Raw genomic sequence first — 15,682 nt, 5'->3', positions numbered from 1 at the left:
GGGAGCAAGCTCCCTCGCCACAAAAGCCAACCAAGCTCCCTTCTAAAATCCTTGTCTTGGGAACATCACACTGTCACGCAGGTCGGTTACATCAGTAGCTGTCAGGGACCGCACGACGGAAGCGTGCAAAAACGCGACATTTTTTGTTGATCTCAAGCCCCTCACGCCCTAAAGTTCGCGCCGAACGTCCATGCTGGAAACGATCCATCCGGCTCAAGTACTGACGACGAGACAGCAAGGCCAAGGGAAGCACCGCCTCCCATGGCCTTTTTGCTTTCGGCGACATGCCTTGGGAAGTAGGCGAACCAAAGTGGGGATACGGAGGGCGTTCATTTGCACCCATTGATAATTTCAGTTTGCCAGTAGGAGTTCCCAGCATGTCGATCAACGTCGAAGACTATTTCGCGCGCGAAACCTTCCAGAAAATGAAGGCCTTCGCCGACAAACAAGAAACCCCGTTCGTGGTGATCGACACCGCGATGATCGCCCAGGCCTATGACGACCTGCGTGCCGGTTTCGAATTCGCCAAGGTCTACTACGCGGTCAAGGCCAACCCGGCCGTGGAAATCATCGACCTGCTCAAAGAGAAAGGCTCGAGCTTCGACATCGCCTCGATCTATGAGCTGGACAAAGTGCTGAGCCGTGGCGTCAGCGCCGACCAGATCAGCTACGGCAACACCATCAAGAAATCCAAAGACATTCGCTACTTCTACGACAAGGGCGTGCGCCTGTACGCCACCGACTCCGAAGCCGACCTGCGCAACATCGCCAAGGCCGCTCCGGGCTCGAAAGTCTACGTGCGTATCCTGACTGAAGGCTCGACCACTGCCGACTGGCCTTTGTCGCGCAAATTCGGCTGCCAGACCGACATGGCCATGGACCTGCTGATCCTGGCTCGTGACCTGGGCCTGGTGCCATACGGCATCTCGTTCCACGTCGGTTCGCAACAGCGCGACATCAGCGTCTGGGACGCGGCAATCGCCAAGGTCAAAGTGATCTTCGAACGCCTGAAAGAAGAAGACGGCATCCACCTGAAGCTGATCAACATGGGTGGCGGCTTCCCGGCCAACTACATCACCCGCACCAACAGCCTGGAAACCTACGCTGAAGAAATCATCCGCTTCCTGAAGGAAGACTTCGGCGACGACCTGCCGGAAATCATCCTGGAGCCGGGCCGTTCGCTGATCGCCAACGCCGGCATTCTGGTCAGCGAAGTGGTGCTGGTGGCGCGTAAATCCCGTACCGCTGTAGAGCGTTGGGTGTACACGGATGTGGGCAAGTTCTCCGGCCTGATCGAAACCATGGACGAAGCCATCAAGTTCCCGATCTGGACCGAGAAGAAAGGCGAGATGGAAGAAGTGGTCATCGCCGGTCCGACCTGCGACAGCGCCGACATCATGTACGAAAACTACAAGTACGGTTTGCCGCTGAACCTGGCGATCGGTGATCGCTTGTACTGGCTGTCGACCGGTGCGTACACCACCAGCTACAGCGCCGTCGAGTTCAATGGCTTCCCGCCGCTGAAGTCGTTCTACGTGTAAGCACTGCACGCAGAAATCAAAAAGCCCATGACGTGTCATGGGCTTTTTTGTGCCTGTGCTGATCGCTCCCACACGGGGCGTGGGAACGATCTATCCTGGCGTCAGCTCCCGAGCACGCTGTTGATACTCACTAGCCAGCCCATGAATTCTTGGATCGGTCGACGTCAATAGCGCCCTGTTCGCCACCCGCAAGAAATTCAAATTCCCGCCATCCAAGGCCTTGCGTAACCAGCCCAACGCCTCGTCGACCTTGCCTTCATCCGCCAACACCGCCGCATAACTGAACTGACCGCGAAAATCCCCTCCTTCAGCCGAGCGTCGATACCAGTCACGGGCAGCGTGCGGATCTGCCGGGCAATCGTGCCCCTCTTCCAGGTATCGCCCCAGCAGGTTCATCGACTTTGCGTGGCCCAATTCAGCGGCACGCCGATAGAGATTCAGCGCTTGCGCCTGATCCTCGACCACCCCGCGCCCGGTAGCCAGCAGATTGGCGTAGTTGTACATCGCCCAATCCAGTCCCGCCTCGGCGGCGAGGCGATAATGCCCCGCGGCGCTCGTGGCGTTGGCGGTGCACCCCCAGCCATGTTCATGGCAACGACCAAGCATGTTGCGCGCCATCAAGTGCCCGCGCTGAGCCGCAATCTCGAACCAGCGCAGCGCCAGCGGCTGATCCCGCTCGATACCCCGCCCGTCCAGCAAAATCTGTCCCAGCAAGGCCTGGGCATTCAGCACACCTTCACGGGCGGCGATCAGAATCGCCTGGGCTGCGCGCGCCGGGCTTTCCTCCAGCATGGCCTTGAGGCGATCACCGTCGAGGACTTCCTCGCGGCGCAATTGATAACTCATACCTCGACCCAGCGACGCAACAGGTTGTGGTAAGTACCGGTCAGGCGGATCAATGAAGGATGGTCGGGCATGTCCTGGGTCAGTTGCTGAATCGCCCCGTCCATCTCGAACAGCAAAGCGCGCTGGTTGTCTTCACGCACCAGGCTTTGCGTCCAGAAGAACGATGCGTAGCGGGTTCCACGCGTGACGGCGTTGACCTTGTGCAGGCTGGTGCCGGGATACAGGACCATATCGCCGGCCGGCAATTTCACGCGCTGAGTGCCGAAGGTGTCCTGGATTTCCAGTTCGCCACCGTCGTAATCCTCCGGGTCACTGAAGAACAGCGTCGCCGACAGGTCGGTGCGCACCCGCTCGATGCTGCCCTTGGGCTGACGCACGGCATTGTCGATATGGAAGTCGAAACTGCCACCGGCCGTGTAACAGTTCAACAACGGAGGGAAGACCTTGTGCGGTAATGCCGCTGACATGAACTGCGGATTTTTCCACAGCCGTTCGAGCATCGCCGCACCGATTTCCTTGGTCAACGGATGTCCTTCAGGCAATTGCAGATTGTGCTTGGCCTTCGCCGACTGATAACCGGCGGTAATTTTGCCATCGGCCCAATCCGCCTGCGCCAGGGCCTCGCGAATGCGCTGCACTTCTTCTTTCGCGAACACGCCGGGAATGTGCAACAACATCGAAAGACACCTGAAAGCAAAGGGGCGTTAATGGTATTGATTCTTATTGCACATGTAAAACCCAAGAGACGAATGAAACCGCAAAAACCGTAAAGGCAAATTGTAAAGAATGTAAATTCGTCGCTAATAGCAACGTTTCGCAATTGATACAGATACGTATTTACTCTACATTCCGCGACCTCAAATCCTTGGGGAGGGGAATTCACATGTCACGCCAACAACCACAATCAACGGTCAGTTCACCGCGTTTGCTCGCGTCTGCAATTGGCGTGGCGATCACCGCCGGCTCTGCGGGCCACATGGTTTTCGCGGCCGAGAAGACCGACGAAAAAGCACCCGGCAATGCGATATCCCTGGACGCCACCAGCGTTGTAGGCGAGCAGGATGACACCTCCTACAAGACCGATACCTCGGCCTCCAAGAAGTACACCGCGCCACTGCGCGAGACGCCGAAAAGCGTCACCGTGATCCCGCAACAAGTGATTCGCGACACCGGCGCCACCAGCCTGGTCGACGCCCTGCGCACCACGCCGGGCATCACTTTTGGTGCCGGCGAGGGTGGCAACCCGGCCGGTGATCGTCCGATCATTCGTGGATTCAACGCCGAAAGCGACGTGTTCATCGACGGCATGCGCGACGTGGCGTCCCAGAGCCGCGAGATCTTCAACGTTGAATCGATCGAAGTCAGCAAGGGCCCGGGATCAGCCTTCACCGGCGCCGGATCCACCGGTGGCAGCCTGAACCTGGTGAGCAAGACCGCCAAGCTGGGCAATGCCTACAACGGCGGCTTCACCTGGGGTTCGGACCAGACCAAGCGCACCACCCTCGACCTGAACCAGCAAATGACCGACACCTCGGCGTTCCGGCTGAACCTGATGAAGCACGAAGCCAACGTCGCCGGGCGTGATGCCGTGGACGTCAGTCGCTGGGGCGTGGCACCGTCCTTCGCCTTCGGCCTGGGCACCGACACCCGCTTGACCGTCGGCTACTACCACGTCGAAACCGACGACATGCCCGACTACGGCATCCCGTTGACCCTGAGCCCCAACCGCAGCAAGTACAACGTCGACAAGCCGGCCAACGTCAACCGCGACAACTTCTACGGCCTCACCGGCCGCGACTATCGCCAGACCAGCAACGACAGCGGCACGATCAAGCTCGAGCACGATCTGAACGATAGCCTGACCGTGTCGAACAGCTTTCGCATGTCCCGTTCAACCCTGGACTACATCGTCACCAACCCTGACGACAGCAAGGGCAACGTGGCCAACGGCAGTGTCTACCGTGGCGCGAAGAGCCGTAACTCGACGTCCAGCGGCTGGATCAACCAGACCGACCTGAGTGCCAAATTCAACACCGGCGCCATCGAGCACAGCCTGGTGACCGGTCTGGAGTTTTCCTATCAGGACACCCACAACCGCCCGTACCTCCTGACCTCCAGCGCCAACGGCACCCGGTGCAACCGTGCCCTGTTCAACTCCGGCGACTGCACCAGCCTGTACAACCCGACGCCTGGGGATAACTGGAACGGCACGATCACCGACAGCAACGCCTTCACCGACACCGACACCAAGACCGCCGCGGCCTACGTGTTCGACACCCTGAAGTTCAACGAGCAATGGTCCCTGAACCTGGGCCTGCGTTATGACAACTACCAAGTCGAATCCAGCGGTTTCGCCAACGCCAGCAGCACGGCTCCAGCGGGCAGTTTCTCCCGTCAGAACACCAGTGACCTGGTGAACTACCAGATCGGCGTGGTCTACAACCCACTGCCAAACGGCAGCATCTATGCCGCCTACTCGACGTCCAGCAACCCGGCCGGCGAAACCAGCGGCAACGGTGGCCTGGAACTGGCGGCGAACAACAGCAGTCTGGACCCGGAAAAGAACCGCAACTACGAGATTGGCACCAAGTGGGACTTCTTCGGTGACGACCTGTCGCTGACCGCCGCACTGTTCCGCACCGAGAAAACCAACGCGCGTATCAACGATCCGGACGGCGGCACCACCCAAGTGCTGGACGGCGAACAGCAGGTCAATGGCCTGGAACTGACCTACACCGGCAAGCTGACCCGTAACTGGCGAGTCTTCGGCGGCTACACCTACATGGACAGCGAAGTGGTCAAAACCACCCTCGCCGCCGATGAAGGCAACCACATGCCAAGCACCCCACGAAACAACTTCACGTTCTGGTCGACCTACGACCTGGTGCCGGACAAGTTGACCGTCGGTGCCGGTGCGACCTTCGTCGATTCCCAGTTCGGCAACGTCGCCAACTCGGTGGAGATCCCGTCCTACTGGCGTTACGACGCGATGGCCAGCTACCGCCTGACCAAGAACGTCGACCTGCAACTCAATGTACAAAACCTGACCGACAAGCGTTACTTCGACCAGGTATTCCAGACGCACTACGCCCACGTGGCGCCGGGCCGCACTGCTCTGCTGAGTGCCAACTTCCACTTCTGATAACAGAAGCGTGAAGACCAAAGCGCTCAGGCAAAAGCCCCGTTCATCAAAGTGAACGGGGCTTTTGCCTGTAAAAAAGAATGCTTCTCGACAACTCACGGCATAATGCGCGCCGTGATGATGACTTTTGAACGAACAAGGCGAGCGACGTGTTGAAGAAATCCCTGTTCCAGTTGCACTGGTTTTTCGGCATCAGCGCCGGACTGGTCCTGGCCCTGATGGGCATTACCGGGGCGGCAGTATCGTTTCAGGATGAAATCCTGCGAACGCTGAACCCCTCCGTGCTGCACGTCGAGAAGCAGATCGCCGGCGTGCTGCCACCGGCCGAACTGGTGGAGAAAATCGAAAGCGCTTCGGGCAAGATCGTCTCTATGCTCTGGGTCGAGACCGACAGCGGCAATGCTGCGCGGGTGATCTTCACGGCGCCGCCCGGCGAACGTCGCGGGCAGATGCGTTATTTTGACCCGTACACCGCCGAGTTCATGGGCGACGTCACCGGCCAGGACTTCTTCGGCCTGATGCTGCAGTTGCACCGCTTCCTCGCCATGGGTGATACCGGCCGGCAGATCACCGGCGCCTGCACGCTGATTCTGGTGTTCTTCTGCCTGTCCGGCCTGTACCTGCGCTGGCCGCGCCAGTGGAAAAGCTGGCGCGCCTGGCTGACGCTGGACTGGAAGAAAAAGGGTCGCAGCTTCAATTGGGACCTGCACTCGGTGGCCGGTACCTGGTGCCTAGTGTTCTACCTTTTGGCGGCACTGACCGGGTTGTCCTGGTCGTACGAGTGGTACAACAAAGGTCTGACCAGGCTGCTGTCCGACTCGCCGCAAAACGAGCGGGTTCGCAGTGGTCGCGGCCCTGCGCCAAGCGGCCCGGCCCCCACCGCCGATTACGCCGCCATGTGGAGCAGCATCTACAGCGCCGCCGGCCCTGGTCTTTCGTCCTACAACGTTCGGATGCCGCCAGTGGCCGGGCAACCGGCAACCGCGTTCTACCTGCTGAAGGATTCACCCCACGACCAGGCACGGAACCAGATCACCCTCGATCCGGTGACCGGCGCCGTCAGCCGTCATGACCGCTACAGCGACAAGAGCCTCAAGGCGCAGTTGCTGACCAGTATTTATGCACTGCACGTCGGCAGTTATTTCGGGCTGGTCGGGCGGATCATCCTGACCATCACCGCGCTGAGCATGCCGCTGTTTTTCGTCACGGGCTGGTTGCTGTACCTGGACCGCCGACGCAAGAAACGTCAGATCAAGGATGCCCGTAAAGGCCTTGAGCAACCGGGTAGCGACGCACCGGCATGGCTGATCGGCTTCGCCAGCCAGAGCGGGTTTGCCGAGCAGCTCGCCTGGCAGACTGCCGGGCAATTGCAGGCCGCCGGATTACCGGTGAAAGTTCAACCGTTGGCCGATGTCAGCGAACAGGACCTGCGAGATTCCAGCAACGCGCTGTTTGTGGTCAGCACCTTCGGCGACGGCGAAGCGCCGGACAGCGCCCGCGGTTTCGAACGTAAAGTGCTGGGGCGTGCACCGAGTCTTAAACGCCTGAACTATGCCGTGCTCGGCCTCGGTGACCGCCAGTATCAACACTTCTGCGGCTTCGCCCGTCGCTTGCACACCTGGCTGGGCGAGCACGGCGGCAAGACCTTGTTCGCCCCGGTTGAAGTCGACGGTGGCGACCCTTACGCCCTGCGTCACTGGCAACAGCAACTCGGTCTGCTGACGGGTCAGGCACCGGTCGACACCTGGCAAGCGCCCAGCTACGACAACTGGACCCTGACCCGCCGCGAATTGATGAACCCGGACAGCAGTGGAGCTCCCGTGTACTTGCTCGGCCTCACCGCTCCCAGCACCAGCAGTTGGCTGGCCGGTGATCTGGTGGAAGTGCTGCCGCGCAATGGTGCGTGGGCCATCGAGCATTTCCTCGAAGGCCTGGGAATTGACGGTCGAGCCACGGTTGAACTCGATGGCCTGTCGCAGTCTCTGGAGCAAGCCCTGGCCAGCCGCCAACTGCCCGAGAACCGCGCTCATCTGGTCGGCCTGCACGCGCAAGCGCTGGTGAATGCGTTGGTGCCACTGGCCCTGCGCGAATACTCCATCGCCTCGATCGCCGCCGACGGCGCGCTGGAATTGATCGTGCGTCAGGAGCGGCACCCAGACGGCAGCCTGGGCATCGGCTCCGGCTGGTTGACCGAACACGTGCCTGTGGGCAGCCACGTCAACCTGCGGGTGCGGCGCAACAGTGGTTTCCATATGCCGAACGAACCGGTGCCGATGATCCTGCTGGGCAACGGCACCGGGCTGGCCGGGTTGCGCAGTTTGCTCAAGGCACGGATTGCCGACGGGCAACAGCGTCACTGGTTGCTGTTTGGCGAGCGCAATCGGGAACACGATTACCTGTGCCGTGCGGAGCTGGAAGAGTGGTTGATCAACGGTGATTTGGCACGTCTGGACCTGGCGTTTTCCCGCGATCAGGCCGAGAAAATCTATGTGCAGGATCGCCTGCGCGAGTCTGCCGGCGAGCTGAAGAAATGGCTGGCCGATGGCGCCGTGATTTACATCTGCGGCAGTTTGCAGGGGATGGCGTCAGGGGTGGACCAAGTGCTTAACGACGTGCTGGGTGCGGATGAAGTCGAGCGCCTGATCGAACAGGGCCGCTACTGCCGCGACGTTTACTGACACCGTTGATGATTGTTCCCACGCAAAGCGTGGGAACAATCACGCGGCGCTCAAACCGGCTGCAACGTGCGCTCAAACACCCCCACCCCATCCAGATCCCGCAGCACGACACTCAACTCCCCCGACTGCCCATCGATATTCACCTCGCCAAAAAACTGAAACCCGGCAAACGGCGAGGTGTTCTGCGCCGCTGGAGCCTTCTGGAACACCACCTCGGGGCCGAAGGTTTTATCCAGCGCATTCGGCCCGAAGCTGCCCGCATTCAGTGGCCCCGCGACAAATTCCCAGAACGGTTCGAAGTCCTGGAACGCCGCGCGATCAGGATGGTAATGGTGCGCTGCACAGTAATGCACATCCGCCGTCAGCCAAACGAAATTGCGCACCTGCTGCGCCCGCAGAAAACCCAGTAATTCAGCGATCTCCAGCTCACGGCCTTGAGCCGGGCCCGGATCACCGTTGGCCACCGCTTCCCAACGCGCCACACCGGGGCTGACTTCGCCGTCCGGGACGCCGAGGCCGATGGGCATGTCGGCGGCGATGACTTTCCATTGAGCCTGGGAGCCTTTCAATTCACGTTTGAGCCAATCCAATTGCTCTCGACCGAGGAACGGTTTGGCGGCACCAAGGTTGTCGTCATTGGCACCTCGGTAGCTGCGCATGTCGAGCACGAACACATCGAGCATCGGCCCATAACTCAGCTTGCGATAAATCCGCCCGCCACCGTCGGCGCTCTGCAAACGCATCGGCGCATATTCCAGCCAGGCCTGCCGTGCGCGGCCCACCAGGCTGTGGATATCTTTGCTCTTGTAGCGATCATCCAGTTGCTTGCCCGGCGACCAGTTGTTCACCACTTCGTGGTCGTCCCACTGCCAGATTTGCGGCACTTCGGCGTTGAAGCGACGGACGTTTTCGTCCATCAGGTTGTAGCGGTAGTTGCCGCGATACTCGTCGAGGGTTTCGGCGACTTTGCTCTTGGCTTCGCTGGTGATGTTGCGCCACACCCGGCCGCTTTCGGTGGTCAGTTGCGCCGGCACCGGGCCGTCGGCGTAGATGGTGTCGCCACTGTGGATAAAAAAGTCCGGCAGGCGCAGACGCATGGCTTCGTAGATGCGCATGCCGCCGATGTCCGGGTTGATGCCAAAGCCTTGGCCAACCGTGTCGCCGCTCCAGACGAAGCGAATATTCCGCCGAGCGCTGGGCGCGCTGCGCAGATGGCCGAACCAGGGTTCACTGGCGACACCGCTCTGGGCGTCTTCGAACGTCACACGGTAGAAAATTGCCTGATCGGTGGGCAGGCCGGTGAGTTCGACCCGAGCGGTGAAATCGGTGCCGGCATCGGCCAATGGCGAGACGAATCGACGAGGGTTGCTGAACAGGCTGCGCGTGTCCCATTCCACCACCATCCGCGCCGCACGATCGCTACGGCTCCAGATCATCGCCCGGTCGCCCAACAGGTCGCCGGACTGCACACCATCGGTGAGTTGCGGCCGATCCTTGACCGATGCAATCACCGCCGGCGCCAGGCCGGGCAGCAACAGCCCGGCTCCGACAGCTTGTATGACACGACGGCGGCCGAGGTCGAATTCGCTCATGGTGCTCTCCCTGAAAAAGGAAAACTAAAGCATGGCCGCATGAATCAGGTATGACACAAAAAAGATCGCACCCTCCAGCAGCTCCAGGCTCGATGTACGCCGCCATATCGCGGTCGAACACTGTTCTGGCCGGGAGCTGCCAAAGGCTGCGATCTTTGGCTGTTAAGCGTTAGCCGGCTCCAGCGCCAGTTCCACTGTTTCCGGTCGCTTGAGCACCGAATACACCACCGCCGTCAGCAGACTCCCGGCCACGATCGCCAGCAGATACAACAGCGCATGGTTGATCGCATTCGGAATCAGCATCACAAACAATCCACCGTGCGGCGCCATGAGTTTGCAGCCGAAGTACATCGACAACGCGCCGGTCAGCGCACCGCCGGCGATGCTCGCCGGAATCACCCGCAGCGGGTCTTTGGCCGCGAACGGAATCGCCCCTTCGGAGATAAAGCACAGCCCCAGCACCAGCGCCGCTTTACCGGCCTCGCGTTCCGTCTGGGCGAACTTGCGCCGGGCAATCAACGTGGCGATGCCCAGGCCAATCGGCGGCACCATGCCGGCGGCCATGGTCGCGGCCATCGGTGCATAACTCTGCGATGCCAGCAGCCCCACCGAAAACGCGTAAGCCGCCTTGTTGATCGGCCCACCAAGGTCGACGCACATCATGCCGCCCAGCAGCACACCGAGCAGAATCGCGTTGGTGGTGCCCATGCTGTCGAGGAAATGGGTGAGCCCCGCAAGCATCCCGGCCACCGGCTTGCCGACCACGTAGATCATCACCAGACCGGTGAACAGACTCGCCAGCAACGGAATGATCAGAATCGGCTTCAGCGCCTCAAGACTTTGCGGCAAGCGCGCATATCGGTTGATCGCCTGGGCCGCATAGCCAGCGATGAAACCGGCGATGATCCCGCCGATGAAACCGGCACCGAGCGTGCTCGCCAGCAAACCGCCGATCATCCCCGGCGCCAGGCCCGGTCGGTCAGCGATCGAGTAGGCGATATAACCCGCCAGCAGCGGCACCATCAGTTTGAACGCGCTCTCGCCGCCGATCTGCATCAGCGCCGCCGCGAGCGTGCCTTGCTCCTTGAACGCGGTGATGCCGAACACGAAGGACAAGGCAATCATCAGACCGCCCGCCACCACCATCGGCAACATGTACGAGACACCGGTCAGCAGGTGTTTGTAGATACCGGTCTTCTCTTGCTTGGCCGGGCCTTTGGCGCCGGTCGCAGCGCTTTCCTGCTTGCCTTCGGCCAGGGCTTTGTTCAGCGTCGCTTCGGCCTGTTTCAGGGCGATGCCTGTGCCGCAGCGGTAGATTTTCTTGCCGGCAAAACGCTCGGTGGCAACTTCGATGTCTGCCGCCAGCAGCACCACATCAGCATCGGCAATCGCCTCTGCACTAAGCGGATTGCGTGCGCCGACCGAGCCCTGGGTTTCCACTTGCAGGTCGTAACCCAGACGCTTGGCCGCTTGCTGCAAGGCTTCGGCGGCCATGAAGGTGTGGGCGACACCGGTCGGGCACGCGGTGACGGCCACCAGGCGTGGCGCCTGTTTAGCAACCGCGGCAGGTTCAGCGGTGGCTGCGGGCGCGACGTAAACCTCGGCTTCCTCTACCCCACGGCGCAGCACCGCTTCGACATCTTGCAGAGCCTGGGCCGGGGTGCTCTGGAACACCCGTTTGCCGATAAACCGTGACATATCCACCGGTGCGCTGGTGACCAGCAACACCCACTCGGCGGCCTCGATGATCGCCGCCGACAATTGACGTTCCGGATGGGCTGCATCCACGACTTCGACACTGGTGCTCCAGCCCTGACGCTGGGCCGCTGCATCGAGCAGACGAGCACACAGCACACTGGTGACCATGCCGTTCGGGCAGGCCGTAACAATGGCTAATTTCATTGCAAACCCTCTTATTGTTCTGTCAGGGGGCGCACGCGCACGCCCTGTTCGAGCTGCGCCAGTTGCGCGGCGTCGCCGATGCCAAAACCGATCTGGGTGACGGCCATGGCTGCAATCGCAGTGGCGGTGCGCAAGGTCTGTTCAGGCGTATCGGCACTGAGCAAACCGTGCAGCATGCCCGCCAGCAGCGAATCCCCCGCACCGACGGTGCTGACCACGCTGACCTTGGGCGGTGTGGCATGCATCGCCGAGCCGACACTGAACCAGTTCACCCCGTCGGCACCGTGGGAAATCACCACGTGCTCGATGCCATGAGCGTGCAAACGGCTTGCGGCCTCGGCTTGGGCGCCCACGGAAACCACTTCGCAATCCAGTGCTTCAGCCAGCTCTTCAGTGTTGGGCTTGATCAGCCACGGGCCAGCCGACAGGCCGGCGCGCAAGGCTTCACCGCTGGTGTCGAGCGCAACGTTCAAGCCGCGTTTTTTCAAGCGCAGGATCAACTCCCGCAACCATTGAGCACTCACGCCACGGGGCAAACTGCCGGCCACCACGACCGCGTCATGCCCTGGTGCAATCTGGTCGAGCCGATCGAGCAAAGCCTGCTGCGCCGCTTCACTGACCCGCGGCCCCGGGCCGTTGATGTCGGTGATGCGCCCATCGTTTTCCGCCAACTTGATATTGCTGCGGGTCTCACCAGGGACGCGGATAAACGCGTCGGTGAAGCCGCGTTTGGCGAACAGGGTTTCGAACGCCTGAAGGTTGTCTTCCCCGAGAAATCCGCTGACGGTCAGCTGATGCCCGAGGTCGGCCAGCACCTGTGCCACGTTCACCCCTTTGCCGGCGGCGTGGGTGTGCATTTCGTCGCTGCGATTGACCTGACCGGGCACAAGCATCGGCAATTGAACGGTAAGGTCCAGCGCCGGGTTGAGGGTCAGGGTTAAGATCTTGGCCATTACAGCGCCTCCACTAATGCGCGGACTTCGTTCGCGCTGCCCACGGCCAGGGCCTGTTGGGCAAGGGTTTGAGTCTGGGTCAGGCTGAGTTCGCGAATGCGCGCCTTGACCTCGGCAATGCTGCGGCCCGACACGCTCAACTCATCCACACCCAGGCCCACCAGCACCGGCACCGCCAGCGGATCGGCCGCCAGTTCACCGCACACGCCGACCCACTTGCCATGAGCATGAGCCGCACGCACGGTGATGTCGATCAGTTGCAGCACCGCCGGGTGCAAGCCGTCAGCCTGGGCCGACAAAGTGGGATGACCACGGTCGATGGCCAGGGTGTACTGGGTCAGGTCGTTGGTGCCGACGCTGAAGAAGTCCACTTCCTTGGCCAATACCGGCGCCAGCAAGGCAGCCGACGGCACTTCGATCATGATCCCCAGTTGCAGATCGGCGACCGGGATTTCCAGACGCAGACGTTCGGTCATGTCCCGAGCCTGGCGCCACTCATCGACGCTGCCGACCATCGGGAACATGATCCGCAAGGGACGGTTATCCGCCGCACGCAGCAAGGCGCGCAATTGCGCTTCCATGACCTGCGGACGTTGCAGGGTCAGGCGAATGCCACGCACACCGAGGAACGGGTTCTCTTCTTTGGCGATCGGCCAGTACGGCAGCGGTTTGTCGCCACCGACGTCGAGGGTGCGCACCACCAGCGGTCGCCCGGCCAGGCCATCGAGTACACGACGGTATTCGACTTCCTGGGTGGCCTCGTCCGGTGCTTGTGAATGAGCCATGAAAATCAGTTCGGTGCGCAACAGGCCAATGCCTTCGGCGCCCTGCTCCACCGCGCTGGTGACGCCAGCGCTTTCACCGATATTGGCGAACACTTCCACGGGGTGGCCGTCGGTGGTCAGCGCCGGTTGATGGCGTTGTTCGGCGGCGGCTTTGAGGCGCAGTTCGCGGGTGTCGCGCTCTTCGGTGGCGCGCTGCAAGGTCGCGGCATCGGCGTCCACGTGCAGGCGGCCGCGTTGGCCATCGATCAACAGCGGCGTGCCCGGTTTCAGCAGCAACACGGCGGCGCCGGCGCCCACCAGTGCCGGAATACCCAGGGCCCGGGCGACAATCGCACTGTGGGCCGTGGCACCACCGCGAGCGGTGAGAATGCCGGCGACGCGCGTCGGATCAAGACGCGCCACATCCGACGGGCCGACTTCGTCCATCACCAGAATGTACGGTTGCGCAGGCTCCGCAGGCGTTTCGACGCCACACAAATGCGCCAGCACCCGACGGCCAATGTCGCGCAAGTCGGCGGCACGTTCGGCGAGCAACGCGTCCTGCAGCGCTTCCTGTTGTTTGGCGGCGGCTTCGATCACCGTCATCCACGCTGCTTCGGCGCTTTCACCTTGCTTGAGGCGGGTTTCGACTTCGTCGGTCAATTCCGGGTCGTCGAGCATTTCCTGATGGGTGATGAAAATCTCGCGAATCGCTTTGGCCTTGCTGCGCTCGATCAGGCCTTCGATGTCACGACGCACATCGGCCAGCGCTTGCTTGAGACGCTCGCGCTCGATGGCCGCGGACTCACCGCGCAGCGGGTAATCGATGACTTGCAGCACTTGAATATGCGCCGGGCCGATGGCGATCCCCGGTGCCGCGGCAATCGCCTGAATCAGGCTGCCGGACGCTGGCGCGAGCAGTGTTTCGGCGACCTCCACCTCCACGAGCACTTCGCGCTGCTGGCTTACCACGGGCAGCGGCTCGACTTCTTCACCGAGGCCTTCTTCGATGGCCGCCAGCAAGGCCGGCAAGGCGTCGGCGGCGATGACCGGTTCGGCGATGAGCTCCAGCACCTGACCGCGACGGGCGCCAAGGCTGAGCAGTTTGCTCAAACTCTTCACCGACACCGCGCTGTCGTGGCCATCGACGATGCGTATACGGATCTCGCCTTCAAAACTTTTCGCCAGTTGCGCGAGGATCTTCGCCGGGCGCGCATGCAAACCGTGGGCGTTGGCCAGGGCAATGCGTGCGCTCGGCCAGTCCGCCGGCACTTCACCGCCAAGGACTTCCAGCACCGCGCGGCTACTGGTGGCACGGCCCAATTCATGGCCGCGACCTTCAATCAGCAACGCGCAAAGACGTTCGAGCAGCGCCTGATGGGCTTCACCGAGGCTGGCCAGGCAGAACAGCCCGCTCAGCGGCTGACCGAGGTAGCGGATGGGTTTGTCCGGGGTAACGAACGCCAGGCCCGGACGCTTCACTGTTTGCTCGCTGTGCAGCCACCACAGGCCATCGCCCAGCGGCAACGCTTCGACCTGCTGCAAGACGCCAGCAAAACCGTTGCTCACACAATCGGCCTGACGCAGCAAACGGGCACCGCGCCAAACCAGCTCTTCGAAGTCATCGGCGGACACACCGAGGCCGATCATCTGTGCGTCCAGTGCCAGCTCTTGCGGCGCGCCTTGCAGCAATTTCAGCAAGGCTTCGGCGGAACTGGCGCGGCGCAGGGCCTGGCCGAGGTCGGTTTCACCGAGGGCACGGGTCAGCAGTTGCAGTAGGCGCAGGTGTTCATCGGATTTGGCGGCGATACCGATGGCCAGATAAACGATCTGGCCATTGCCCCAGTCCACGCCGTCAGGAAACTGCATCAGCCGCACGCCAGTGGCGAATACCTGATCGCGGGTTTCGGGAGTGCCATGGGGGATGGCAATACCTTGGCCGAGAAAGGTCGAGCCCTGGGCTTCCCGGGCCTGCAAGCCTGCGAGGTAACCGTCGGCCACCAGGCCATCGGTCACGAGTCGGTCAGCGAGCAATTGCAAGGCGGTGGCTTTATCCACAGCCGACTGGCCCATGGATATCTGCTCTATGGTGAGCTCGAGCATGCTTTCTCCTTTTTGGCGCCGTGTGACGCCAGGTATTGTTTTGATTGATTCAGCTTAGGCGTTTTGAGAACACCTTTTCAGACGCAGTTTTGGCGGTTTCGCGGCAGAACCGGCCAAAGCGACCTATAACGTAGAAAATACGCCTGCTGAAACGTTTAATC

Annotated in this window: 9 protein-coding genes; 3 read left to right on the top strand and 6 right to left on the bottom strand. The window is 61.5% G+C overall.

Translation table 11 applies throughout. From position 1 onward, the window contains the following. The first annotated feature begins 377 nt into the window (after window positions 1–377). Window positions 378–1,541, top strand: coding sequence for a type III PLP-dependent enzyme (locus FFH90_RS05050; protein WP_018929507.1), 1,164 nt, complete (start codon window positions 378–380; stop codon window positions 1,539–1,541). A gap of 90 nt (window positions 1,542–1,631) precedes the next feature. On the opposite strand, the gene FFH90_RS05045 is transcribed toward FFH90_RS05050, so the two are convergent. After that, the gene (locus FFH90_RS05045; protein ID WP_138866773.1) at window positions 1,632–2,387 is read right to left on the bottom strand and encodes a tetratricopeptide repeat protein; all 756 of its coding nucleotides are present in this window, start codon (window positions 2,385–2,387) and stop codon (window positions 1,632–1,634) included. After that, on the bottom strand, window positions 2,384–3,064 hold the full coding sequence (locus FFH90_RS05040) for a Fe2+-dependent dioxygenase (protein WP_018929505.1): 681 nt from the start codon (window positions 3,062–3,064) through the stop codon (window positions 2,384–2,386). The genes FFH90_RS05045 and FFH90_RS05040 overlap by 4 nt, the downstream gene beginning before the upstream one ends. A 206-nt stretch (window positions 3,065–3,270) precedes the next feature. Here FFH90_RS05040 and FFH90_RS05035 point away from each other — a divergent pair, with 206 nt between their 5' ends. Both FFH90_RS05035 and FFH90_RS05030 read left to right on the top strand, forming a co-directional pair. Then, window positions 3,271–5,529 (top strand): TonB-dependent siderophore receptor, encoded by a 2,259-nt coding sequence (locus FFH90_RS05035; protein WP_018929504.1) that lies wholly within the window; start codon window positions 3,271–3,273, stop codon window positions 5,527–5,529. A 149-nt stretch (window positions 5,530–5,678) separates the two neighbouring features. After that, window positions 5,679–8,207 (top strand): sulfite reductase flavoprotein subunit alpha, encoded by a 2,529-nt coding sequence (locus tag FFH90_RS05030; protein WP_138866772.1) that lies wholly within the window; start codon window positions 5,679–5,681, stop codon window positions 8,205–8,207. A gap of 50 nt (window positions 8,208–8,257) precedes the next feature. Here the strand turns inward: FFH90_RS05030 and FFH90_RS05025 are convergent, their stop codons facing one another. From FFH90_RS05025 to ptsP, 4 genes are all read right to left on the bottom strand, one after another. Then, complete coding sequence (locus tag FFH90_RS05025) at window positions 8,258–9,799, bottom strand: alkaline phosphatase (protein WP_138866771.1); 1,542 nt, start codon at window positions 9,797–9,799, stop codon at window positions 8,258–8,260. A gap of 162 nt (window positions 9,800–9,961) precedes the next feature. After that, on the bottom strand, window positions 9,962–11,701 hold the full coding sequence (locus FFH90_RS05020) for a PTS fructose-like transporter subunit IIB (RefSeq protein WP_064616146.1): 1,740 nt from the start codon (window positions 11,699–11,701) through the stop codon (window positions 9,962–9,964). 11 nt (window positions 11,702–11,712) lie between these two features. Then, window positions 11,713–12,654, bottom strand: coding sequence for a 1-phosphofructokinase (pfkB, locus tag FFH90_RS05015; protein WP_018929500.1), 942 nt, complete (start codon window positions 12,652–12,654; stop codon window positions 11,713–11,715). Next, a complete protein-coding gene (gene ptsP / locus FFH90_RS05010; RefSeq protein ID WP_019582441.1) occupies window positions 12,654–15,521 on the bottom strand; it encodes a phosphoenolpyruvate--protein phosphotransferase in 2,868 nt (955 codons plus the stop codon). The genes pfkB and ptsP overlap by 1 nt, the downstream gene beginning before the upstream one ends. Window positions 15,522–15,682: the final 161 nt, after the last annotated feature.

The organism is Pseudomonas sp. ATCC 43928 (assembly GCF_005938665.2).
Lineage (GTDB): Bacteria > Pseudomonadota > Gammaproteobacteria > Pseudomonadales > Pseudomonadaceae > Aquipseudomonas.
This window is presented reverse-complemented; position numbering and strand designations above follow the sequence as displayed.

Excerpts from the sequence above, each read along its gene's own strand:
- FFH90_RS05050 (WP_018929507.1), top strand. The coding sequence starts at position 378 with ATGTCGATCAACGTCGAAGACTATTTCGCGCGCGAAACCTTCCAGAAA.
- FFH90_RS05045 (WP_138866773.1), bottom strand. The coding sequence starts at position 2,387 with ATGAGTTATCAATTGCGCCGCGAGGAAGTCCTCGACGGTGATCGCCTC.
- FFH90_RS05040 (WP_018929505.1), bottom strand. The coding sequence starts at position 3,064 with ATGTTGTTGCACATTCCCGGCGTGTTCGCGAAAGAAGAAGTGCAGCGC.
- FFH90_RS05035 (WP_018929504.1), top strand. The coding sequence starts at position 3,271 with ATGTCACGCCAACAACCACAATCAACGGTCAGTTCACCGCGTTTGCTC.
- FFH90_RS05025 (WP_138866771.1), bottom strand. The coding sequence starts at position 9,799 with ATGAGCGAATTCGACCTCGGCCGCCGTCGTGTCATACAAGCTGTCGGA.
- FFH90_RS05020 (WP_064616146.1), bottom strand. The coding sequence starts at position 11,701 with ATGAAATTAGCCATTGTTACGGCCTGCCCGAACGGCATGGTCACCAGT.
- pfkB (WP_018929500.1), bottom strand. The coding sequence starts at position 12,654 with ATGGCCAAGATCTTAACCCTGACCCTCAACCCGGCGCTGGACCTTACC.
- ptsP (WP_019582441.1), bottom strand. The coding sequence starts at position 15,521 with ATGCTCGAGCTCACCATAGAGCAGATATCCATGGGCCAGTCGGCTGTG.